The organism is Corallococcus aberystwythensis (assembly GCF_003612165.1).
Lineage (GTDB): Bacteria > Myxococcota > Myxococcia > Myxococcales > Myxococcaceae > Corallococcus > Corallococcus aberystwythensis.
Map to the genome: position 1 here is coordinate 12505 of NZ_RAWK01000013.1, position 20449 is coordinate 32953.

The 20449-nt window shown below is 70.9% G+C and carries 19 protein-coding genes and 2 tRNA genes; 7 read left to right on the plus strand and 14 right to left on the minus strand.

What is annotated here, in order from left to right:
• Positions 1 to 9: 9 nt before the first annotated feature.
• From D7W81_RS03435 to D7W81_RS03460, 6 genes are read right to left on the minus strand one after another with little or no spacing between them, the layout of a single operon-like run.
• On the minus strand, positions 10 to 2556 hold the full coding sequence (locus D7W81_RS03435; protein WP_120553866.1) for a hybrid sensor histidine kinase/response regulator: 2547 nt from the start codon (positions 2554 to 2556) through the stop codon (positions 10 to 12).
• A gap of 16 nt (positions 2557 to 2572) precedes the next feature.
• Positions 2573 to 3154, minus strand: a complete 582-nt coding sequence (locus tag D7W81_RS03440; RefSeq protein WP_120553867.1) for a chemotaxis protein CheW — start codon at positions 3152 to 3154, stop codon at positions 2573 to 2575.
• A gap of 11 nt (positions 3155 to 3165) precedes the next feature.
• Positions 3166 to 3579: a response regulator gene (locus tag D7W81_RS03445; protein WP_120553868.1), complete on the minus strand. Its 414-nt coding sequence runs from the start codon at positions 3577 to 3579 to the stop codon at positions 3166 to 3168.
• Positions 3576 to 5162: a methyl-accepting chemotaxis protein gene (locus tag D7W81_RS03450; protein WP_120553906.1), complete on the minus strand. Its 1587-nt coding sequence runs from the start codon at positions 5160 to 5162 to the stop codon at positions 3576 to 3578. Before D7W81_RS03450 ends, D7W81_RS03445 begins: the two co-directional genes overlap by 4 nt.
• Positions 5163 to 5221: 59 nt before the next feature.
• Positions 5222 to 6682 (minus strand): CheR family methyltransferase, encoded by a 1461-nt coding sequence (locus D7W81_RS03455; protein WP_120553869.1) that lies wholly within the window; start codon positions 6680 to 6682, stop codon positions 5222 to 5224.
• Positions 6679 to 7242: a chemotaxis protein CheW gene (locus D7W81_RS03460; protein WP_120553870.1), complete on the minus strand. Its 564-nt coding sequence runs from the start codon at positions 7240 to 7242 to the stop codon at positions 6679 to 6681. Before D7W81_RS03460 ends, D7W81_RS03455 begins: the two co-directional genes overlap by 4 nt.
• Positions 7243 to 7492: 250 nt before the next feature.
• Between D7W81_RS03460 and D7W81_RS03465 the strand changes: the two genes are divergently transcribed.
• On the plus strand, positions 7493 to 9550 hold the full coding sequence (locus tag D7W81_RS03465; RefSeq protein WP_120553871.1) for a TonB family protein: 2058 nt from the start codon (positions 7493 to 7495) through the stop codon (positions 9548 to 9550).
• Positions 9551 to 9584: 34 nt separating this feature from the next.
• Here D7W81_RS03465 and D7W81_RS03470 read toward each other — a convergent pair whose 3' ends face one another.
• From D7W81_RS03470 to D7W81_RS03485, 4 genes are read right to left on the minus strand one after another with little or no spacing between them, the layout of a single operon-like run.
• Positions 9585 to 10304 (minus strand): HAD family hydrolase, encoded by a 720-nt coding sequence (locus D7W81_RS03470; RefSeq protein WP_120553872.1) that lies wholly within the window; start codon positions 10302 to 10304, stop codon positions 9585 to 9587.
• 9 nt (positions 10305 to 10313) lie between these two features.
• Positions 10314 to 11279, minus strand: a complete 966-nt coding sequence (locus tag D7W81_RS03475) for a myxosortase-dependent metalloprotease, MXAN_2677/MXAN_2678 family (protein WP_120553873.1) — start codon at positions 11277 to 11279, stop codon at positions 10314 to 10316.
• A complete protein-coding gene (locus D7W81_RS03480; RefSeq protein WP_120553874.1) occupies positions 11276 to 12184 on the minus strand; it encodes a myxosortase-dependent metalloprotease, MXAN_2677/MXAN_2678 family in 909 nt (302 codons plus the stop codon). Before D7W81_RS03480 ends, D7W81_RS03475 begins: the two co-directional genes overlap by 4 nt.
• Positions 12184 to 12765 (minus strand): hypothetical protein, encoded by a 582-nt coding sequence (locus D7W81_RS03485; RefSeq protein ID WP_120553875.1) that lies wholly within the window; start codon positions 12763 to 12765, stop codon positions 12184 to 12186. The genes D7W81_RS03480 and D7W81_RS03485 overlap by 1 nt, the downstream gene beginning before the upstream one ends.
• Before the next feature lie 88 nt (positions 12766 to 12853).
• Between D7W81_RS03485 and gltX the strand changes: the two genes are divergently transcribed.
• The 4 genes from gltX (at position 12854) to D7W81_RS03505 (ending at position 15052) form a co-directional block, all read left to right on the plus strand.
• The gene (gene gltX / locus D7W81_RS03490; protein WP_120553876.1) at positions 12854 to 14305 is read left to right on the plus strand and encodes a glutamate--tRNA ligase; all 1452 of its coding nucleotides are present in this window, start codon (positions 12854 to 12856) and stop codon (positions 14303 to 14305) included.
• 46 nt (positions 14306 to 14351) lie between these two features.
• Entirely contained in the window at positions 14352 to 14762 is a 411-nt protein-coding gene (locus D7W81_RS03495) for a hypothetical protein (protein ID WP_120553877.1), read from the plus strand.
• A gap of 66 nt (positions 14763 to 14828) precedes the next feature.
• A tRNA-Gln gene (locus tag D7W81_RS03500) sits at positions 14829 to 14899 on the plus strand.
• Positions 14900 to 14980: 81 nt separating this feature from the next.
• Positions 14981 to 15052, plus strand: a tRNA-Glu gene (locus tag D7W81_RS03505).
• A gap of 132 nt (positions 15053 to 15184) precedes the next feature.
• On the opposite strand, the gene D7W81_RS03510 is transcribed toward D7W81_RS03505, so the two are convergent.
• A complete protein-coding gene (locus D7W81_RS03510) occupies positions 15185 to 16153 on the minus strand; it encodes a response regulator (RefSeq protein ID WP_208721142.1) in 969 nt (322 codons plus the stop codon).
• 72 nt (positions 16154 to 16225) lie between these two features.
• On the opposite strand from D7W81_RS03510, the gene D7W81_RS03515 reads away from it, so the two are divergent.
• A complete protein-coding gene (locus D7W81_RS03515) occupies positions 16226 to 16798 on the plus strand; it encodes a hypothetical protein (RefSeq protein ID WP_244226938.1) in 573 nt (190 codons plus the stop codon).
• Here the strand turns inward: D7W81_RS03515 and D7W81_RS03520 are convergent.
• Both D7W81_RS03520 and D7W81_RS03525 read right to left on the minus strand, forming a co-directional pair.
• Entirely contained in the window at positions 16776 to 17933 is a 1158-nt protein-coding gene (locus D7W81_RS03520; RefSeq protein ID WP_120553880.1) for a sensor histidine kinase, read from the minus strand. The genes D7W81_RS03515 and D7W81_RS03520 overlap by 23 nt on opposite strands.
• Positions 17934 to 18068: 135 nt before the next feature.
• The gene (locus D7W81_RS03525; RefSeq protein WP_244226939.1) at positions 18069 to 18329 is read right to left on the minus strand and encodes a DUF2795 domain-containing protein; all 261 of its coding nucleotides are present in this window, start codon (positions 18327 to 18329) and stop codon (positions 18069 to 18071) included.
• Positions 18330 to 18524: 195 nt separating this feature from the next.
• Between D7W81_RS03525 and D7W81_RS03530 the strand changes: the two genes are divergently transcribed.
• Entirely contained in the window at positions 18525 to 18731 is a 207-nt protein-coding gene (locus D7W81_RS03530) for a hypothetical protein (RefSeq protein WP_120553882.1), read from the plus strand.
• 64 nt (positions 18732 to 18795) lie between these two features.
• Here D7W81_RS03530 and D7W81_RS03535 read toward each other — a convergent pair whose 3' ends face one another.
• Entirely contained in the window at positions 18796 to 20445 is a 1650-nt protein-coding gene (locus D7W81_RS03535) for a pyruvate dehydrogenase complex dihydrolipoamide acetyltransferase (RefSeq protein WP_120553883.1), read from the minus strand.
• Positions 20446 to 20449 lie beyond the last annotated feature (4 nt).

A 20449-nucleotide genomic window follows, 5' to 3' on the forward strand; every position in this document is an offset into this window, starting at 1 on the left:
GCCCTGCTTTCAGCCCGCGTAGCTGGGGAGCAGCTGGCGCACGAGCTCCAGGAGCTTGCCGCGCTCCACCTCGCGCTTGACGAGGTAGCCGTCCGCGCCCGCCTCCAGACCCGCGGCGCGGTCCTCGTTGCTGTCCAGCGACGTCACCAGGATGATGGGCGTGCGCCGGAACATGGGGTGGCCCTTGATTCTGCGCGCCAGGCCCACGCCGTCCAGCCGGGGCATCTGCCAGTCGCTGACCACCAGGTGGCAGTGCACGCGCTCCAGCACCTGCCACGCCTCCTCGCCGTCCGACGCCGTCACCACCGGGTAGCCGGCGATCTCCAGCAGGGACTTCATCGCGAAGCGCGTGGTGAGCGAGTCGTCGCACACCAGGATGCGCGGCATCTTGGATTCGCTCGCGGCGGTGCGCGTGTCCGGCTTGGCGGCGCGCAGCAGCTCCGGCGCGTTGAGCACCGGCACCACGCGCCCGTCGTCCAGCACCGCAGCGCCCGCCAGGTGCGTGACGTCCCGCAGGTGCTTGCCCAGCGAGCGGACCACCAGCTCCTGCTGCCCCACCACCTCGTCGATGGCGTACAGCACGCGCTCCTCGCCCAGCGACAGCAGCACCGCGGTCTGCCGCCGGCCCGACTCCAGCGCGAGCGGCATGCGCGGCAGGCCAATGGCCTCCGCGAGCGACAGGAACGTGAGCTGCTCGCCGTCCAGCCGCGCCACCACGCGCCCCGCCACCGTGCCCACGTCGTCCGCGTCCAGCCGCAGCACGCGCTTCACGGTGTCGGAGGGAATCGCGGTGATGGAGGTACCGGTGCGCACCAGCAGGCCCAGCGCCGCGGCCAGCGTCAGCGGCAGGTCCACGATGAAGCGCGTGCCCTTGCCCGGCGTGAACTCCACGTCCACGCTGCCCTGCAGCCGCTGCGCGGTGGCCAGCACGACGTCCAGGCCGACTCCACGACCGGACGTGGAGGTGACTTCATCGCGCGTGGAGAAGCCCGGCTGGAAGATGAGCCGCGCGGCCTGCGCGTCCGACAGCTTGTCCGCCGCCTCCTGGTTCATCAGGCCCCGGCGCACCGCCGTCGCGCGCACACGCATGGGGTCCAGGCCCCCGCCGTCGTCCTCCACGATGACGCCGACGCGCGTGCCCCGCGCCTCCACCCGCACCGCCAGCCGCCCCGTCTCCGACTTGCCCGCCGCCCTGCGCGCCTCGGGCATCTCCAGCCCGTGGTCGATGGCGTTGCGCACCAGGTGCACCAGCGGGTCCTTCAGCGCGTCCACGATGCGCCGGTCCAGGCGCACGTCGGTGCCGCCCAGATCCAGCGTCACCTCCTTGCCCAGCCGGGACGCCGTCTCGCGCACCGTCCGCCGCAGGGGCTCCAGCACCTGAGAGGCCGGCACCATGCGCAGGTCCCGCAGGTCGTCGCGGATGACCTGCGCCACCAGCGACTGCTGCTCGCCGTCGCGGTGCGCCTCCTTCGCCTGCTCCAGGAGCCGCTTCTGCATCATGCGCATCAGGCCCACGCCCGTGCGCAGCGGCTCCAGTGCGGGCCCGCCGCCGGACATGGCCAGCTGCGACGCGGCGCGCTCCAGGTGCAGCAGCACCTCATGCGCCTGATCCGTCAGCGAGCGGAAGCCCTCCGTGCGCCGTCCCTGCTGCGACCGCCCCGACACCAGGTGCTCCACCTGGAGCGCCAGCGAGTCCAGCGTCTTCACCGACACGCGCACCGCGCGGTCCACCGCCCCGCCGCGGCCTTCCGGGGCCGAGGCCGTCGCGCGCGCCGCGGGCTTCGCCGCCGGGGCCGGTGCGGGCTTCGAGGGCTCGGGCTCCCCGGCCGCGCCGGCGTCCTCCGTCACGCCCAGCGCCATGCGCAGGTCCACCAGCGCGCCCGCCACCTCCGACGCCGCCAGCCCCGCCGCGTCCCCGCCCTCCTCCATGCGCGTGAAGCCCAGCGCCGCGGCCTCCGCCAGCGCGGCCACCGCATCCGCCTGGACGGCCTCCGCGATGTGGCGCAGGGCATGCGCCTGGTCCACCGCCGCGCGCACCGCGCCCGCCCGGTCCTCCACCTTGGGGGACACCAGCTGGCCCAGCGCCGCCTCCAGCGCGGCCAGCGCCTTCGCTCCGTCCTCGCCCAGCGGGCCCGCGCTCACGGCGTCTTCGGAGACGGGGGCGGCCTGCTCCTCGTGGCCCAGGGCCTTGAGCAGCGCGGCCACGCCGTCCACCACGGGCTGTTCACCCGCGTCGCCCCGGTTGAGGGCGTTCTCGATGGCGGACAGCCCCCGCAGCATCGCCTCCACGGCGCCGCGCGAGATGGGCTCGTCCCCGCCGACGTGGGACAGCCCGTCCTCGATGGCGTGGACGATGCGTTCGATGTCGTCCAGCCCCAGGCTCGCCGCGGAGCCCTTGAGGCTGTGCACCACGCGCTTGAGGGACGGCATCAGGTCCGGCTCGCGCGCGGCGGCCGGCTGCTCCAGCCCCAGCACCTTCGACCCGATGGCCTGAATCTGCTCGCGCGTCTCCGCGGCGAACACCGGCCAGATGCTGCGCAGCAACTGCGGATCCATGAAGCCTCAGTCCCCTCTAGCCGCGCCGTGCGGCCGCCGGGTTGCCCAGCTGTGTGAGGTCCAGCACCGTGAGCCGGTCCGGCGTCAGGAACAGGAACGGGCCCGGCGGCGGCTGGGACAGCTCCGCGCGCGGCAACTCCAGCCTTCCGTCCACGACCTCCGCCGCCAGCCCGAACGCCTCGTCCTCCACTTCCACCACCACGACCTTGCTCAGGTCGGCCATGCCCCCGCCCTCCAACCCCAGCAACTGCCGCAGGTCCAGCACCGGCACGATGCGCGAGCGCGACAGCAGCGCCCCCAGCACGTGGCGCGGCGCTCCCGGCAGCGAGCACATCCCGCGCGACTCCAGCACGTGGTCCACGAAGTCGATCTTCACCGCGTAGCGCTCACCGCCCACCTGGAAGGCGAGGACGGTGACGACCTCCTGGCGCGTCTCATGGCGCGAGTTGGCCAGCGCCACCGCGCGCTGGTGCAGCACCTCGCGCCGCCTGTGGGCGCTCACCACCGTGGCGCCTTCGAGCAGCATCTGGGCCGCGTCGAGCGAGGCCTTCAGCTCGTCGAAGTCGATGGGCAGCAGCTTGCGGTCGTCGGTAGGCATGGGCGGGCGTATCAGTACTTCGTGGCCGGCAGCTTGAGGATGTCCCGCACCTTGGAGCGCAGGTCGTCCACGGATACCGGCTTGTTGAGGAACGCGCTCGCGCCCACGAGCTTTCCCTTCTGGCGGCTCGCGTCGTCCTTCAGCGACGTGAGCAGCATGAAGGGCGTGTCGTGCAGCTTCGAGTCCGCCCGGATGGCCGCGCACAGCGCGAAGCCGTCCATCTCCGGCATCTGCACGTCGGAGATGATGAGGTCCGGCTTCTGCTCGCGCGCCCGCTTGAGTCCCACCGCGCCGTTGGGCGCGTCCAGGAAGTCCAGCCCCCACCCCATCAGGTAGACCTGCAGGAGGTTGGTGATGGTCTTCGTGTCCTCCACGATGAGCACCTTCGCCGCCTTGCGTGCCCCACCCGTCACGTTGCTGTTCATAGCTGGTACCTGCCTACAAGTTCAGAGAAGCGCTTCGACAAGATGGAGAGGTTGCCGGCCACCTGCTCGATGCGCCGCGTCCCCTCCACTGAATCACTCATGGCGGACGTCAATTCGCCCATCGCCGTGGCGATCTGCTCCACGCCAATGGTCTGCTGCCGCGTGTTGCCCGCGATCTGCCGCGCCGCCCCGGACGACTCGCGGATGACCTCCGACAGGCCCAGGATGGTGGAGCCCGCGCCGCGCGCCAGCTCCATCGCCGCCTGTGCGCGCCGGCTGCCCTCGTCCGTGGTCGTCACGGCCACGCGCGTGCCCTTCTGCACTTCACCCAGCAGCACGCGCACCTGGTCGGCCGCCATGCGCGACTGCTCCGCCAGCGTGCGCATCTCCGTGGCCACCACCGCGAAGCCGCGTCCGTGCTCGCCCGCCTTCGCCGCCTCGATGGAGGCGTTGAGGGCCAGCAGGTTGGACTGCTCCGCCACGTCCTTCACCTGTCCGATGATGTCGCTGATCTGCAGCGTGCGCTCGTTCAGGTCGGTGATGGCCAGGGCAATGGCCTTCACCTGTTCCCCCAGCTTCTCCATGCCCTCCACGCTCTCCGTGACGACCTTCTGGCCCTGCGCGCTCAGCGACTCCGACTTCTGCGTCTGCGCGATGACCGCGTCCGCGTAGGACGTGGCCTGCTTGGAGGTCTGGGCGATCTCCGCCACCGTGGTGCTCGTCTCGTTGATGGCGGACGCCTGCTGGTGCGCCATGGCGGACTGCTGCGTGGACGTGGCCAGCACGCCCGCGGCCTCGTGCTCCAGGTCCGTGGCCGCGCCGCGCAGGTCGTGCAGCAGGTGCACCAGCGCGTCCGCCATGGTGGCGAAGCTGCGCGCCAGTTCGCCAATCTCGTCCGTGCCGTTGGTGTCGATCTGCTGGCGCAGGTCCCCCGCCGCGATTCCCACCGCCGCGCGGGCCAGCCGCTCCAGCGGCACGATGAAGAGGCTGGCCATGCCGGCCGCCGCGAGCACGCCCAGCACCAGCACCAGCAGTCCCAGCCCGGCGGTGCGCCAGGTGCTGGAGGACAGCGACTCCGACAGCGCCTCGCGGTCCAGCGCCAGCTGCACGGTGCCCACGCGCTTGAGCGTGCCGCCCGGCGGGCCGAAGAGGATGGGCGCCGTCGTCTCCACGATGGGCAGCTTGCCGGCCGTCAGCAGGCGGTCCACCACCCCCTCGCCGTCCGCGGGCTCCACGGTCGCGGCGGTCGCGAACTGCTCGTCCGCGGAGCGCGCCAGCACGTTGCCGTTCGCGTCGCGGATCACGATGTACGCGATGTCCGGCACGCTCTTGAGGGCCGCGTCGGCGCCCGCCTGGAGCATGGCCGCGTCGTTCGCCGCCGCGGACGCGCCCACGGCGAACGCCATGCCGATGCCCACCGCGCGCGAGCGCTTGGTGAGCTCATCCAGCAGGCCGTCGCGCATCTGCATCCAGAACGCGAACGTCAGGATGCCGACCAGCACGATGCCGAAGATGCCCGTGCCCCCGAGGATCTTCGTCCGCAGGCTGAGCCTGGTCGAATCCGCCCCTGCAGGCGACGTCATCTTCAAACCTTTCGCTTCCACGTTGTCCCTACCTCACGTGTACCGGCGCGCCCCACGGCTCAGCGCGCGCCCTGCCAGCCCATCTGCGAAGGCCGGGGGGCCAGCGCCTGCCTGAGCCCCCCCGCCGTCATCGTCGTCTCCACGCCTCGCAGCGGGTGCTCGTCATCCAGTCCATCCAGCGCACGCAGCGCGTTCTGCCGCGCGCGCTCCGCGTCCTCGCGCCGGTCCAGGCGGCTGTAGAGCGCCACCAGCGTCGCATGTCCCAGCGCCAGCTGCGGCTCCAGATACAGCGCCTTGCGCACCGCATCCACCGCCGCGTACAGGTCGTTGCGCGACTCGGCCACCATCGCCAGCAGCAGATACGCCTCCGGGGACAGCGCCCGCGCCGCCTCGCGCGCCAGCGCCTCTGCCTCCTCGAAGTGGCCCGCGTGCGCCGCCTCCAGCGCCCGCGTCAGCAGGCCCGCGTCCTGGGCCGCGCGCGCCGCCGGCGTGGAGGAGGCCGGGGCACGAGGCGTCTCCGGGACCGGCGTTGGCCGGGCCGTCCGCGCCGCATAGGCCGGCATGGGCGCGGGCGTGGGCCGGCGCGGCTCCAGCCGCACGCTGCCCGGCACCGGCGTGTCCCGGCGCAGCGAGGCGGCGGCCAAGGCGCCCTGCGTGTCGCGCCGAGGAGACGCGACCGCGGCCTCTCCGGCGGTCCAGGGCTCCAGGGGCATGCGCAGGACGGGGGTGCCGTCCACGTCCAGCGTCTCCAGGCCCATGCCGTTGGTGAGCGGCACCTCCGCGGGCGACACGAAGAGCAGTCCGCCCGGGGCGAGCGCGCCCACCAGCCGGCTCAGCACCGCGCGCACCAGCTCCGGCGTGAAGTAGATGAGGACGTTGCGGCAGAAGATGGCGTGGAAGCCCATGGACGGCACCGCGTCCGTGGCCAGGTTGTGGCGGCGGAAGTCCACCGTGCGCACGACCTCCTGAGCCACGGTGTGCTGCACGTCCTGTCCCGACACGCCCGGGTGCGGCACGAGGAAGCGCTTCTCCAGATCCGGCTCGATGCGCCGCAGCGACCAGGGGCTGTACACCGCGGACTTCGCGCGCAGCAGGGCCCGGCCGGACACGTCCGTCGCCAGCACGCGGAAGCGCCCGCCGTTGCCCAGCCCCGCGGCCATCAGCGCCATGGCGATGCTGTAGGGCTCCTCGCCGCTGGCGCAGCCCGCGCTCCAGACGTGGAACGGGCCGCCCTCGTGCAGCCGGGCCCGCGCGGCCAGCGCGCGCAGGTGCTCCGGGTGACGGAAGAAGTAGGTCTCTCCGATGACGGCCTGCTCGATGAACGCCTCCACCGCCGTCGGCTCGCGCATCAGCAGCTGACGCAGGAAGGTCGTCTCGGACAGGTTGCGGGACAGCGCGGCGCGGGACAGCGCGGGCTCCAACGAGCGGCGCAGGCTGCTCGCCAGCGTCAGGCCGCAGGCGCCCCGGAGCACCTCCTCGACCTTCGCGAGCGTTGCGTCGTCGAGCAGCCCTTCGCTCACAGCCCCTCCGTTCCATTCAGGAGCGCGCTCGTGCGCAGGAGCGGACGCAGCCCCTCCGGCGTGCGGCACAGCCCGGCCATCAGCCCGGTGCCGTCCCACGGCATCTTCTCCTCACCGCCCGGCGTGCCGTCCACCATCACCGGCGTCTCCACCAGGTCCTTCACCCGGTCCACCAGCAGCGCCACCATGCGGCCCGCGTCCACCACCACCAGCAGCGAGTCCAGATCCGGCGTGCGCTTGACGCCCAGCATGCGCGCCACGTCCACCACCACCGCCGGACTGCCGCGGTACACGAAGGAACCGGCCACGTGCACCGGCGCGCCGGGCAGCGGATCCAACGCCACCAGCCGCACGACCTCCTGTACCTGCTTCGCGGGAACGAGCGCGGTCGTGTTGCCTGCCTCCACGGTCAGGTAGAGACCGGGCAGGCGGACCTCGCCCTGCAAGGAGACAAGCTCCTGGCGCAACTTCACCTGCTCCGCCTCCAGCGCGCTCAGGCGCTGTTGCACGGAGACCCGGCGCACCTGCGGAGGAACGGGGACTCTGGGGGTTTCGGCCATCGAAGGAGAACTCCACCCGCCGCATGGCAGGCAGGAATAAAAACCGTAATCCGGGAGGCACGTCCAAAGCAATGCGGGCTTACCCGAAGGTCGCGACTCACATCCCCCCCTGCGACCGGGGTCGTGCTTGCCCCGACGTGGTGGATTCCAGACCCCCTTGGGGTGCGCCGCACCGGCGAGTTGTGCTTGGATACGGATCCGCTGCTTTTGCCGGAGAAACCATGCTTCACGTCGCTTCTAGGGGACACGAATGATCAAGAGCGATTCCCCGAGCCCTGAGGCCCCGGGAACGGATCCGCTCATCGGCCGGACGTTGAACGGCCGCTTCAGCATTCTAGAGCCCCTGGGCGTGGGTGGAATGGGCAAGGTGTACCGCGCCCTGCAGGCACCCCTGGAGCGCGTGGTCGCGCTCAAGGTGCTCAACCCCAACTTCCCCAGCAGCCGCGACCCCGGCTTCCAGAAGCGCTTTCTGCGGGAAGCGTCGCTGACGTCGAAGCTGCGGCACCCGAACACCGTCACCATCATCGACTACGGGCAGACGGACGACGGCATCTATTACATCGCGATGGAGTACCTGGAGGGGCGCACGCTCCAGCAGGTGCTGGGCCAGGCGGGTCCGCTGCCCTGGGCGCGCGCGGTGTCGGTGGCGCAGCAGGTGTGCCGCTCGCTGCGCGAGGCGCACGCGCTGGGCATCATCCACCGCGACCTGAAGCCCGCGAACATCATGATCCTCAATGAGGCGGATCAGGACCTGGTGAAGGTCCTGGACTTCGGCCTCGTGAAGTCCGTGGCGCCGCAGGAGGGGCCGGTCAGCCCTGAAATCACCCAGAACGGCACGTTCCTGGGCTCGCCGCAGTACATGGCGCCGGAGCAGGCGCGCAACGTGGCGGACGCGCGCAGCGACGTGTACTCGCTGGGCATCATGCTGTTCCAGATGCTGATGGGACGGCCGCCCTTCATCGCGCGCGACCACATCGAGCTCATCTTCGCCCACTACAAGGAGCCGCCTCCCACCTTCCAGTCCGTGCGCCCGGACCTCGCGGTGCCGCCGGAAATCGAAATGGTGGTGCGCCGCTGCATGGAGAAGGATCCGGCGCGGCGCTTCCAGACGATGGACGAGCTGCTGGAGGGCCTGCGCGAGGCGCACATGGCCGCGGGCGGCAACAGCGGCGTGTTCCGCCGGCTGGGCGGCGCGTCGACCACGGGGCCCTACCCCTCTCCGCCGACGACGGGCCCCTATGCGTCCCCGCTGTTCGCCAACGTGGGCAACGCGGAGCCCGCGGACGGTGGGCTCGCGGTGGACATCAGCGTGGACGTGCCGCCGGACGTGCAGCGCGCCCGCCAGCGCACGCTGATGATGGGCGCGCTGGGCGGCGTGATGGTGGCGGGGCTCGTGGGCATCACGCTGTTCTTCCTGCGCGGCGGCAGCCCGGAGGAGAAGTCCGCGCAGCCGGTGGCCCAGGCCACGGCCTCCACCCCGACGGCGCCGGTGGCGGAAGCGCCCACGGCCGCGCCCGCGCCGGGCAAGGTGCGCTTCCGGCTGATGAGCCAGCCGTCCGGCGCCCGCGTCTACTACAAGGGCAAGGAGAAGGGCGTGACGCCCTTCCTGATGGAGCTGCCGCTGGGCAGCGAGGGCAGCATCACCGCGGAGCTGACCTTCGCGCTGGAGGGCTACCAGACGGAGACCATCATCACGGGCGGCTCCGGCGAGGTCGTGCTGTCCCAGAAGCTGACCAAGCGCCGGGGCGGCGGCGAGCGCCCGAGCCGCGTGGATCTGGCCAGCGCATCCACCCCCGAGGACTTCGAGAACGTGGCTCCGGCGACGCCGGGCGGACTCGCGGCGCCGGTGATGATGCAGGCGAACCCGACGGCCGCCGCGGTGGTCCCCGCCACGACGACGGACAGGGCGCTGGGCGCGTTGGGCTCGTCGGCCGCGGCGCCGGTGAGCGCGGCGGGCAGCCTGGCGGTGCCGTCGCTGACGACCGGCGCGCTCGCGCCCGTCAACCCGAACGCCGTCATCCCCTTCAACGACGCCATGGAGCGGCCGACGCTGTTGGAAGAGGGCCGCGACATCGCCTACACGCGCGAGGCGCTCGCCATCAAGGCGGAGGGGCTCGTGGCGGTGCGCTGCACCATCACCAACAAGGGCCGCGTGGAGAACTGCCGCGTCCTGAAGATGGTGCAGCACATGGACCGGGCGGTGCTCGACTCGCTCCAGTCCCGCGTCTACAAGCCCATCCAGTACCAGGGCCGTCCGGTGAACGTGGACTACACCTTCACCATGCGGCTCGTGTCCCCGCGCCGCTAGAAGCGAGCGCGCCATGCGCCTCCACCGCGTCCTTTCAGGGGCCGGTGGAGGGCACGAGCGGCGGCGACGGCGGGACGGACGGGGTGGCGCCTCCGGGAGGCACGCCCCAGTCCACCACCGGCCAGCCCCGCCGCCGGGCCTCGCGGCGCAGGCGGTGGTCCGGGTTCACCACCACCGGGCGCCCCACCACCTCCAGCACCGGCAGGTCCGAATACGAGTCCGTGTAGAAGGCGCACGCGGACAGCGGCACCCCGGCCTCCTTCGCGGTGGCCTCCGCGTAGAACCGCTTGCCCTCGCCGAAGCAGACCTCGCCCAGCGTGCGCCCGGTGTGCAGCCCCGCCGCGTCCACCTCGAAGCGGTTGCACAGCACGCCGTCCAGGCGCAGCTCGCGCGCCACCAGGTCGGACAGATAGCCCGAGGACGACGTCAGCAGCACCAGCCGGTCTCCGGCCTCGCGGTGGGCCTCCAGCGCGGCCAGCGCGCCGGGCCGGTACTGCCCGCGCACGGCCTCCGCGTAGAAGGCCGCGGAGCGCGCCTCCAGGTCCTTCGCGTCGGAGCCCGTGAGCAGCGCCGTGGCGCGCAGGAGCACGTCCTGCATGGCCACGAAGCCCAGGTGGTAGCGGGCCAGCAGCAGGCTGGCGCGCAGGGCATCCCAGCGGGAGATGTGGCCCAGGGCCAGCTCGCGGCGCACCCACAGCGACGCGGAGTTGGCGGCGAGCAACGTCCTGTCCAGGTCGAAGAAGGCGACGGCCACGGCCACAGTCTAACCGCGCGGCCCGCCCGGGGCAGCACCTGGGGGACCGTCCAGCGGGGCCGCTGACCGCCTGCCCCTGCGCAGCAGCGCCACGCCCCAGAGCAGCACGGCGGCCAGGCCCGGACCTCCCGCGGAAGCGCCGCAGCCGGAGCCCTTCCCGTCCGCCACGAGCTTCAGGCCCGGGTCCTCCGGGATGCGGCACTGGGTGGGCGGCAGGCCGCGAGGATAGGCGGAGCAGAAGCCGGCCGCGGAGCCCGCGTCGATGACGCGCTTGGATGTCTCGCCCTGCGAAGCGGTGGCCTCCATGGTGGAGCCCGCGGAGAAGACATGGTCCAGCCCGACGACGTGGCCAATCTCGTGCGTCATCGTGTTCTGCACGTCCGTGGCGACGCAGTCGGTGGACGGAGTGCCCGAGCACGGCGGGCCGTTCCCGGTGGTGAACAGGAAGCTGGGGCCGTAGTCCGTCTCCGCCGCGTTGAGCTCGATGTCGGAATCCACCACGAAGCCGTCCTTGAAGCTGAACGACGACGTGGTGAGCCCGATGGTCGCGCCCCCGTGCGCCCAGCACTGGTAGACGTTGCCGCACGTCTCCTCCGCCCAGCACGCATCGTCCGGCGGGGCGACGTCCTGGCAGTTGCGCTCGCGGAAGGTGACGACGTTGTAGTTGTCGAAGGGGTGTTCCTCGTCGTAGCCGACCGCGACGGAGCGCGACCAGTCCTCGCCCCGGATGAAGCGGAAGTCGCTGCACGTCGAGGACAGCGCCCGCCACGCATCGAACGCCGCCTCGATGGCGGTGATCTCCGAGTCCCCGGGCGTGCGGGTGCTGCCGGCCACGTCCAGGTGGTAGACGTAGTCACGCCCCGGCCACACCAGACACAGCGGCCGGCCCGGCACCAGCGTGCGCTTGTAGTCCTGCTGCGCGCCCGCCGCTCCCGCGCACAGCAGCACTCCCAGGAGCAGCAGGCGACGGCTCACCGCGCCCCCCTCCGGCGGCGTGCGAGCAGCGAGGCGGCGGCCAGCAGCGGCAGCACGGCCAGCCCCCCGGATGCCGCGGAGCAACCGTCATCGTCGTCCCCGTCCCCATCGCCGTCACCGTCCCCATTGCCACTCCCACCCGGCACCGGGAAACACGGCTGGCTGGCGCTGCCCTTGGGATACGCGGCGCACACGAAGCTGCGCGAGCCGGAGTCGATGTTGCGCTTGGACGTCTCACCCGGCGGCGCGCTGGGGTTCATGGTGGAGCCCGTCGCCAGCGTGTGGTCCAGGCCCACGAAGTGGCCCACCTCGTGGGTGGCCGTGTTCTGCACGTCCGTGTCCACGCAGTCCGGGGCCGCCACGATGCCGCACGGCCCGCCGTTGCCGGTGGTGAAGTTGAAGCGCGCGGCGTTGAAGGAGATGTCCGAGTCGTACACGACGCCCGTGCGCTCGTCGTACGTGGTGAGCGTGATGGCGATGGTGCCGTCGCTGTCATCCCAGCAGTCGTACTTGTTCGCGCACGTGTCCTGGGTGAAGCAGGTGTCGCTGGAGTCCACGACCTCGCGGCAGGCACGGCCCCGGAAGAGGATGAGGTTGATGTTGTCGCCGGAGCGGTTGTAGCCCACCGTCCGGGAGTTCACGCGCGAGCCCTCCACCAGCGACAGGTTGCCGCAGCTGCTGAAGATGTCCTGCCAGCTCTGGAACGAGCGGGAGATGGCGTCGAACTCCGTGTGGTTCGTCACGTTCGGGTTGCCCACGGTGCTCTGCTGCCAGTTGACGCGCGTCTGCGTCCAGTACAGGCACTGCGTGGCCTCGTCCCCGGGGGACACCCGGCTGCGCACGTACGGCGCGGAGCTCTGTCCCATCACCGCCGCCAGCACCACCCACGACGCGAGCGCGCCCATCACTTCGCCCCCTTCTTCGCGGGCGCCGCCTGCTGGGCCTGGACCGCCGCGCGCACGGAGGCCTTCAGCTCCTCCAGCGTCACCGTCTTCGCGTTGGACACCGTCTCCTGGCGCGTCTTCGGATCAATCAGCACCGCGTCCCCGGTGGACGCAGGCACCGCCTTCGCGCCCGGACCGGTGCGCTGGACCTGGTACTTGCCCTGCGCCATGCCGGCCAGCTGGAACGCGGCCGCGCCGCGCTTCTCCAGGAAGACGACGACCTCCTCGCCCTCGGAGAATGACGCCAGGCCGCTCACCACCTGGCCAATGTCCCCCACCCGGCCTCCCGGCTGCGTGACGAGCACCGTGCCGCCAGGCTGGCCCTTGAGGGCCTCCGTCACTTGAATCTCCACGTCGGTGACGATGCGCTGATTGTCCCCGCTCCAGCGGCTCTGCACGCGCCGGACGACGCCCTGCACCACCGTGTCGGACGTCTGCGCCATCTGGGGCAGGTCCGCCCGCAGCATCGTGGTGGCCCCCACCGGCAGCCCTCCGAGCAGGGTGGCCAGCACCACCGTGCGAACCGCGTGTCGAATCGACATGGAAAGTCTCCTTGGCCGCGCAGCCTAACCCCAAGCGGGCGGCTTGCGTTGACCCTCGTGCACCCGTCCTGCTATCGCGCGCCTGCCCATGGCTCCGTCAAAACCCCGCGTCCGCTTCGCTCCGTCACCTACTGGATACCTCCACATCGGAGGCGCCCGGACGGCGCTCTTCAACTACCTCTACGCGAAGCGCTACGGCGGCACCTTCGTCCTGCGCATGGAAGATACGGACCAGGAGCGCTCCACGCCGGAGTCCGTGAAGGCCATCCTCGACGGACTGAACTGGCTGGGCCTGGACTGGGATGAAGGCCCCGGCAAGGAGGACCCGAAGTACGGTCCCTACTTCCAGACCCAACGGTTGGACACGTACCGCAAGCACGCCGACCAGCTCATCGCGCAAGGGAAGGCCTTCCGGTGCTACTGCACCCGCGAGGAGATCACCCAGCGCCGCGAGGCGGTGGAGAAGGCGAAGGGTCAGGGCAGCTACCGGTACGAGGGCACCTGCCACGACCTGAAGGGCCCGCCCCCCGGCAAGAAGCTGGAGGACGCCGTCATCCGCTTCCGCATGCCCGCGGGCGAGGGCACCGTGTCCTTCGACGACAAGGTGCTGGGCGTCATCACCAAGGCGCACTCGGACCTGGATGACTGGGTGATGATGCGCGCGGACGGCATCCCGCTCTACAACTACGGCTGCGTCATCGACGACCACCTGATGGAGATCGACCTGGTGGCGCGCGGCCAGGAGCACGTCAACTCCACCTTCCCGCAGCTGATGCTCTACCAGGCGCTGGGCTGGACGCCGCCGGCGTTCGCGCACCTGCCGCTCATCCTGGGGCCGGACCGGGAGAAGCTCTCCAAGCGCAAGCACCCGGAAGCGGACGTGATGCTGCACAAGCGCACGGGCATCATGCCGGAGGCGCTGCTCAACTTCGTCATCCGCCTGGGCTGGAGCCACGGCAACGACGAGGTCATCACCCGCGAGCAGATGGTGGAGTGGTTCGACTTCGACGGCGTGGGCAGCACGTCCGGCGTGTGGAACCCGGAGAAGCTCCAGTGGCTCAACCAGCAGTGGTTCAAGCTGCTGCCCCCGGCCGTGGTCGCGGAGCGGCTGGTGCCCTTCCTGGAGGCCCGAGGCTTCCAGGCGAAGGGCGACGCGCGCCTGGAGCCGCTGGTGCTCGCGCTGCGTGAGCGCTCGCGCACCCTGGACGAGATGGCGAACACCGCGTCCATCTACTTCAAGAGCGGCGTCACCCTGGATGAGAAGGCTGCCGCCAAGCACCTGAGCGGGGACTCGCTCAACCTGCTGCGCCAGGCCCGCGAGCAGCTGGCCGCCCTGCCCGCCTGGACCGTGGAGCCGCTGGACGGCGTGGTGAAGACCGTGAGCGAGGCCGCCCAGGTGGGCATGGGCAAGGTGGCCCAGCCCCTGCGCGTGGCCATCACCGGCAACACCACCAGCCCCGGCATTGGCGAGACGCTGCTGCTCGTAGGGCGCGAGGAAGCCCTCAAGCGCATCGACGCGGCGCTGGCTCGCGGGACGTGAGATTGGCGGTGGACGCGGGCATCGCCGGGCCCTATCTTGGCCGGCGATGACGCGACCGCTTGACAGCCTGAGACCGCATTTCTATAAGGCGCGCCCGCTCGGGGCGGTGCTGTTGGCCCTCTGGGCAACGGCCGCTGGCGCCGAGCTGGTGAACGGCGCCCAGATTCCGGATGGTGCCCAGAAGGTGGGCGAGAACCGGTACCGGGCTTCGCGCGACTTTGAAGCGACGCTCGACTACTACAAGAACGTGTACCCGACCTCGAGCTACCCGAGGCGGTCCGTGGTCAACCAGCCGGGCGTCAAGGCCGTGCACATCTCCAACCCCTCCGGGAAGAACTTCGAGGGGCTGAATATTTACGAAGCGAATGAAGAGGTTCGCATCTATGTCGTCCCGCTGCAGGGGGCGGCGAAGCCGGCGAAGAAGTCCGAAGGCAAGCCGGTCAGGAAAACGAAGTAGTTGAAGTCAGCAGCAGAAGCCGGTAGTAGAAGCGCCCGCAACACGCAGCCGCAGCACGCAGCGCCTTGGGGAATCGTCTAACGGCAGGACAGCAGACTCTGACTCTGCTTATCTAGGTTCGAATCCTAGTTCCCCAGCTGAAAATCTCCGGTTGACTGGTCAGAACGGAGAATGTAGGAAGCAGCAGCAGAAACGCAGTGATTGTAGGGAAGCAAGCCGGCCCTGTCGTCTAGTGGTTAGGACGGAGCCCTCTCACGGCTCAAACTCGGGTTCGAATCCCGGCAGGGTCACACTGAGACGCCCACCTTCGGAAACGAAGGTGGGCGTTTCGCTTTGCGGGCTTCGCCCTCCCCGTTCCTCCTCCTCCTCCGGCTCCGGAGACGCCGCGCCCGTGCTGCTGGGCGCGGTCCGGGGACTCCCCTTCAGTTTGGCGTCGCGATGCTCTGGCGGAAGGTGTCCAGCGCGGCGGTGAGCCGCTGCTGGGCGCGCTGGATGCCCCGGCGCATCAGCAGCATGCGCACCTTCTCCGGCAGGACGCGGGCGGCGTTGGACTGGCCGTAGCCCACCAGGTCCATGCGCAGGGTGATGGCCTCCAGCAGGTCGCTCAGGTCCGCGTCCGCTCCGGCCAGGAGCACCACGTCCGGCGAGCGCCCCTGGAGCCGCTCCGCCAGCGTGTGCCACTGCGGGTCGCCGGTCTCCACCACCACCACGTCCGCGCTCTCCAGCTGGGGCGAGTACGGCGGCAGTTCCACCACCTCGAACTCCGCGTCGCGCAGCACCTTCACGGCTTCCGCGCTGCCCACCACCGCGACGTTGCCGGTGTGGCCCATGCGCACGGCCTGCTCGTAGTTGCGCAGCTCCGTCTCCAGCGCCTCGTGCGCGGGCTCCGGGGCGTCGCGGCCCGCGTCCAGCAGCACCGCGGCCTGCCGGGCCATCTCCCGGGCGCCGTCGCGCGTGCGCACCCGCTCCGAGCGGCGCTCCAGCGCGGCGCGCACCTTGGCCCGCAGCACGCGCAAGTCATCGAAGGGCTTCACGATGTAGTCGCTGGCGCCGGCGGCGAACGCGGCGATGACGGACTCGGAGCTGGCGTAGGCGGTGATCATCACCGCCTCCAGCGCGGGCTGCATCCGCCGCGCCTCGGCGATGAGCTCCACCCCGCCCATGCCGGGCAGGTTCTTGTCCGTCACCAGCACGTCGAAGCGCTGGTCCTTCAACAGGACGAGCGCCTCCTCCGCGCTGCCCACGGGGGACACGATGAGGTCCGCTTCCCGCGCCAACAGGCGCACGCAGATGTCGAGCACCACCGGCTCGTCATCCACCAGCAGCACCTTCGAGGCGAGCGTCCCCCGCCCTTCCCCTTCACCTTCGCCGGTCTCGAACGGGAGATCCATGAATTGGGAGGATCGCACAGCTCACGTCCAACTTCGAGGGTGGGAAACAGGCGCGCCCACTATGCTCGCCGAGTGAGCTTCGAAGACGCGCTCCGGGAGAACCGGGTGCCGCCGCGGCTGGGCGACGTACGGCTTTTCTACGACGGGGGCCGGCTGGTGGGTGAGTCCCTGCCGCCGCCCTGGACGCTGCGGCTTTTACCCACGCTGCTCGTGGCCCTGGCCGCCGTGTGCACGGGGGTGGGGCTCTTCCTGCTCGTGCTGGACACGGCCCGGACCCCGGGCACCGCGACCCTGCTGCTGGTGCTGGCGGGGGCGATGGTGGGCGGCGCGCTGTTGCTGGAGGCCCGGCTGCGGCGGCGGCGCTTCGTGCTGCACTTCAAGACGGAGTCCCTGCGGCTGGAGACGCTCGCCTGGGCCCCGGGAGCGGCTCGCACGGAGACGTTCCCCTTCGACGACGTGCGCGCCGTGCACATCCTCCAGCCTCCGAAGGGCGGATACGCACTGGTGGTGGAGTACGGCCCGGAATCCGCGCCCCGGCGCGCACTCCTGGTGCGGGACGTGCGGCCGCAGGAGAGCGACACCCTCTACCGGGTGTGGCGGCTCTTGCACAACGCCTTCGGGCTCAAGGGAGCGGGGCTCGCTTGAAGGTGAGCTCGATTTCGGTGCCCTCGCCCGGCGTGGACGACAGGCGGAGCTGACCTCCAAACTGCGTCACCAGCTCCCGGCAGATGGACAGGCCCAGGCCCGTTCCAATGCCCACGGGCTTCGTGGTGAACAGCGGCTGGAACACGCGCTCCTGGAGCGCCGCGGGGATGCCGCACCCGTTGTCCACCACGGACAGCACCACGTCCTCGTCGCGCGCCCCCCACCGCACGTCGATGCGGCCCGGCCGGCCCGTGCCCTCCATGGCCTGCGCCGCGTTGACGATGAGGTTGAGCAGCACCTGGCACAGCTTCACCGGCCCGAAGACGATGCGGATGGGCTCGCCGGTGCTGGTGAGCCGTGCCCGGTCGCGCACCTCCGCCCGCGCCAGCTTCACCGCGAAGGAGACGACTTCCGCCACGTCCGCGGTGGCCTCCATGTCCTCGCCGCGCGCCTGCGCGCGCAGGCCCAGCGCCACCCCGCGCAGGTGGCTGGCGCCCTCGGACAGGTCCTTGATGAGCGCCGGCAGGTCCTCGATGGTGGAGGACACCTCCGCGTCCGGATCCGTCGCCAGGTGGCGCGACACGTACTGCACCACGCGGTGCATGTCGCGCTCGAGGGACGACACGTTCTGCGTGAGGTAGCCCACCGGGCCCATGAGCTCGTGCGCGATGCCCGCGGTCACCTGCCCCAGCGTGGCCAGACGCTCGGACTTCATCATCCGGCCTTCCACTTCGCGGATGCGCAGCTCCAGCCGGGCAATCTTGAGCGCGTCCTCCAGCGCCGCCAGGAGCTCCGCGCGGTCCCACGGCTTGACGAAGTAGCGCGTCACCTGGCCGCGGTTCACCGCGTCGATGACGGCCTGCATGTCCGCGTACGCCGTCACCAGCATGCGCTTGGCGTCCGGCGCGATGGTGCGGGCCTTCTCCAGCAGCTCCACGCCCGTCATCCCCGGCATGCGCTGGTCGGACAGCACCACGCCAATCTCCCCGCGCCGCTGCTCCAGCAGCGCCAGGGCCTCGTTGGGGGACGAGGACCGGAAGATGCGAAACCGTTGCCCGAAGTTGGCGTCGAACACCCTCAGGTTGAGGGCGTCGTCGTCCACGTACAGCACGGCGGGCAGGTCCGAGGCGTTCATGGAGCTCCTCCAGACCGTGGCTTCCTCATCCGGAAGACAGGCTGGTCGCGCCGAACATAACGCGCACATCCGACTGCGCGCCTGGGGGTACCTTGTACCCAGGCCGGAGACGAACGTCGCAAACAGCACTCCGCCTCAGACGGAGGCGTTCTCGAGCGCGAGGGACACCGTGTCCACCGAGGGGAAACGGCCCCGGGGCAGCGTGCCCAGCAGCGACACCACGTGCGGCGGCGCTTCGTTCTCACGCGCCACCCAGACCAACTGCTCCGCGGTGAGCGGATACACCGCGCCGCGAAGCGCCTGCTGAAGCGACTGCGCCAGGGACACCACCGGAGTCAGGGGGGCCGGTGAAGGCTCCACCTCCCGCAGTCCAAGTCCCAGGCGCTCACGAGTCATGTCGTCGTTCATTGAGTGAGAAGTTAAGCAGCGAACCGCGTCGCCTGCCGACCTTTTTTCGCCGTCCGAAGGGAGTCAGGCAGGCAAGCGCTCTGCGCCTCCATCCCACCGGGTGGCCACTCGGGTGTGGGCATCCCACCGTACCGCCACGGAAGTTCCATCCACGCCCCCGTTTCCGGGGAGGAGTGACGCACCATGGCGAACAAGAAGAACGAGGATGTGAAGCCCGTGAAGCACGTCGAAGCCACGCGCCCGGAGCCCTGGCCCGGCATCCAGGGCCGCTCCCAGGAGCACGAGGAGGACCTGGAGACGGGCACGAAGCGCGCGGACCAGGCGGACGTCACCGAGGCGCAGCGCAAGCTGGAGAAGGAAGTCGAGTCGGACGAGCCGACGCGGGAGTAGTCCCCGCCGTGCTTTCGCCCCCGTGCGTGTCGCACGGGGGCGAAGGCGGCGGACCGCTCGACCGCTAGAACAGCAACCGCGAGGGGTGCTCCAGGAGGCCCTTCAGCTCGCGGAGGTACTCCGCGCCGGTGGCCCCGTCGATGACGCGGTGGTCACCCGACAGCGTCACCGTCATCATCTTGCGCACCGCCAGCTGGCCGTCACGCACCACGGCCTTCTCCGCCACGGCGCCCACCGCGATGATGGCGGACTGGGGCGGGTTGATGACGGCGATGAACTGGTCGATGCCGTACATGCCCAGGTTGCTCACCGTGAGCGAGCCGCCCGTGTACTCGGCGGGCTTCAGGGAGCGCTTGCGGGCGCGCTCCGCCATGTCGCGGGACTCGGCGGAGATGGCCTGCAGGCCCTTGAGGTCCGCGTCGCGGATGATGGGGGTGATGAGCCCGTCCTCGATGGCGACCGCGATGCCCACGTCCACGGTGCCGAAGTGCAGCACCTGATCGCCCTGGAGCGACACGTTCATCTTCGGTGAACGGCGCAGCGCGATGGCCGCCGCCTTCACGATGATGTCGTTGACGGACACCTTGAGGTCCAGCGCCTTGGCCTCCTCGCGGATCTTCACCGCGGCGTCCATCTCCACCTCCACCGTGAGGTAGAAGTGCGGCACGCCGGGCTTCACTTCCGACATGCGCTGGCCAATGACCTTGCGCATGGAGGACATGGGCACCGCCTGCGGCTCCGGACGCGTGCCGAAGGCGCGGACTTCCGGCTGCGCGCCGGCCTTCTTCGCCGCCGGCGCCTGCGCGGGGGCCTTCGCCAGACCCTGGCCCAGCGCCTGCTCCACGTCGCGCTTCACCACGCGGCCCAGCGGGCCCGTGCCGCGCACCTGGGTGATGTCCAGCCCGCGGTCCTGGGCCATGCGCTTCGCCAGCGGGCTGGCGCGCAGCCGGCCGCCAGCGCCAGAGGCCTGGGCCTCGCGGCGCGGCGGAACGACCTGTCCCCCGGCGGGCGCGGACGGAACCGCGGCGGCGGGAGTCTGGGCAGGCGTCTTCGCGGCGGACGGAGCCTGGGGCGCGGCCGCCGGAACGGAGGCCCCGGCCTTGGCGCCCTTGGGCGTGAGGAACGCGATGGGCGCTCCGACCTTGGCCATGTCGCCCTCGCGCACGGTGATGCGCGCGAGCGTGCCGTCGTCGTACGCCTCCACCTCGAGGTTGGACTTGTCCGTCTCGACCTCGGCGATGGCGTCCCCGGAGGAGACCTTGTCCCCCTCCTTCTTCAGCCACTTGACGATCTTCCCCTCCGTCATCGTCGGGGAAAGGGACGGCATCAGGATGGCAATCCCCTCACCCGAGCCGCTGGCGGCGGGAGCCGGAACCTGCTCGGGAGGCTTCGGGGCGGCGGCGGGTGCCGCGGCCTTCGGAGCTTCGGTCTTCTGGGGCGCCGGGGCCGCGGGAGCGGAGGCCCCGGCCTTCTCACCCTTGGCGCCGAGGAAGCCGATGGGCGAACCCACCGTGGCGACCTCGCCCTCGGGCACGGCGATTTCAATGAGGTAGCCGTCGTCGAAGGCTTCCACCTCGAGGTTGGACTTGTCCGTCTCCACCTCGGCGATGGCGTCTCCGGAGGAGATCTTGTCTCCCACCTTCTTCAGCCATTTGACGATCTTCCCCTCCTTCATCGTCGGGGAAAGGCTGGGCATCTGAATGGGCGTCGCCATACGC

What these genes read in the sequence shown, in the direction of transcription:
- D7W81_RS03435 (WP_120553866.1), bottom strand. Translation starts at nt 2,556, where the DNA reads ATGGATCCGCAGTTGCTGCGCAGCATCTGGCCGGTGTTCGCCGCGGAG.
- D7W81_RS03440 (WP_120553867.1), bottom strand. Translation starts at nt 3,154, where the DNA reads ATGCCTACCGACGACCGCAAGCTGCTGCCCATCGACTTCGACGAGCTG.
- D7W81_RS03445 (WP_120553868.1), bottom strand. Translation starts at nt 3,579, where the DNA reads ATGAACAGCAACGTGACGGGTGGGGCACGCAAGGCGGCGAAGGTGCTC.
- D7W81_RS03450 (WP_120553906.1), bottom strand. Translation starts at nt 5,162, where the DNA reads ATGACGTCGCCTGCAGGGGCGGATTCGACCAGGCTCAGCCTGCGGACG.
- D7W81_RS03460 (WP_120553870.1), bottom strand. Translation starts at nt 7,242, where the DNA reads ATGGCCGAAACCCCCAGAGTCCCCGTTCCTCCGCAGGTGCGCCGGGTC.
- D7W81_RS03465 (WP_120553871.1), top strand. Translation starts at nt 7,493, where the DNA reads ATGATCAAGAGCGATTCCCCGAGCCCTGAGGCCCCGGGAACGGATCCG.
- D7W81_RS03480 (WP_120553874.1), bottom strand. Translation starts at nt 12,184, where the DNA reads ATGGGCGCGCTCGCGTCGTGGGTGGTGCTGGCGGCGGTGATGGGACAG.
- D7W81_RS03485 (WP_120553875.1), bottom strand. Translation starts at nt 12,765, where the DNA reads ATGTCGATTCGACACGCGGTTCGCACGGTGGTGCTGGCCACCCTGCTC.
- gltX (WP_120553876.1), top strand. Translation starts at nt 12,854, where the DNA reads ATGGCTCCGTCAAAACCCCGCGTCCGCTTCGCTCCGTCACCTACTGGA.
- D7W81_RS03495 (WP_120553877.1), top strand. Translation starts at nt 14,352, where the DNA reads ATGACGCGACCGCTTGACAGCCTGAGACCGCATTTCTATAAGGCGCGC.
- D7W81_RS03510 (WP_208721142.1), bottom strand. Translation starts at nt 16,153, where the DNA reads ATGGATCTCCCGTTCGAGACCGGCGAAGGTGAAGGGGAAGGGCGGGGG.
- D7W81_RS03520 (WP_120553880.1), bottom strand. Translation starts at nt 17,933, where the DNA reads ATGAACGCCTCGGACCTGCCCGCCGTGCTGTACGTGGACGACGACGCC.
- D7W81_RS03525 (WP_244226939.1), bottom strand. Translation starts at nt 18,329, where the DNA reads ATGACTCGTGAGCGCCTGGGACTTGGACTGCGGGAGGTGGAGCCTTCA.
- D7W81_RS03530 (WP_120553882.1), top strand. Translation starts at nt 18,525, where the DNA reads ATGGCGAACAAGAAGAACGAGGATGTGAAGCCCGTGAAGCACGTCGAA.
- D7W81_RS03535 (WP_120553883.1), bottom strand. Translation starts at nt 20,445, where the DNA reads ATGGCGACGCCCATTCAGATGCCCAGCCTTTCCCCGACGATGAAGGAG.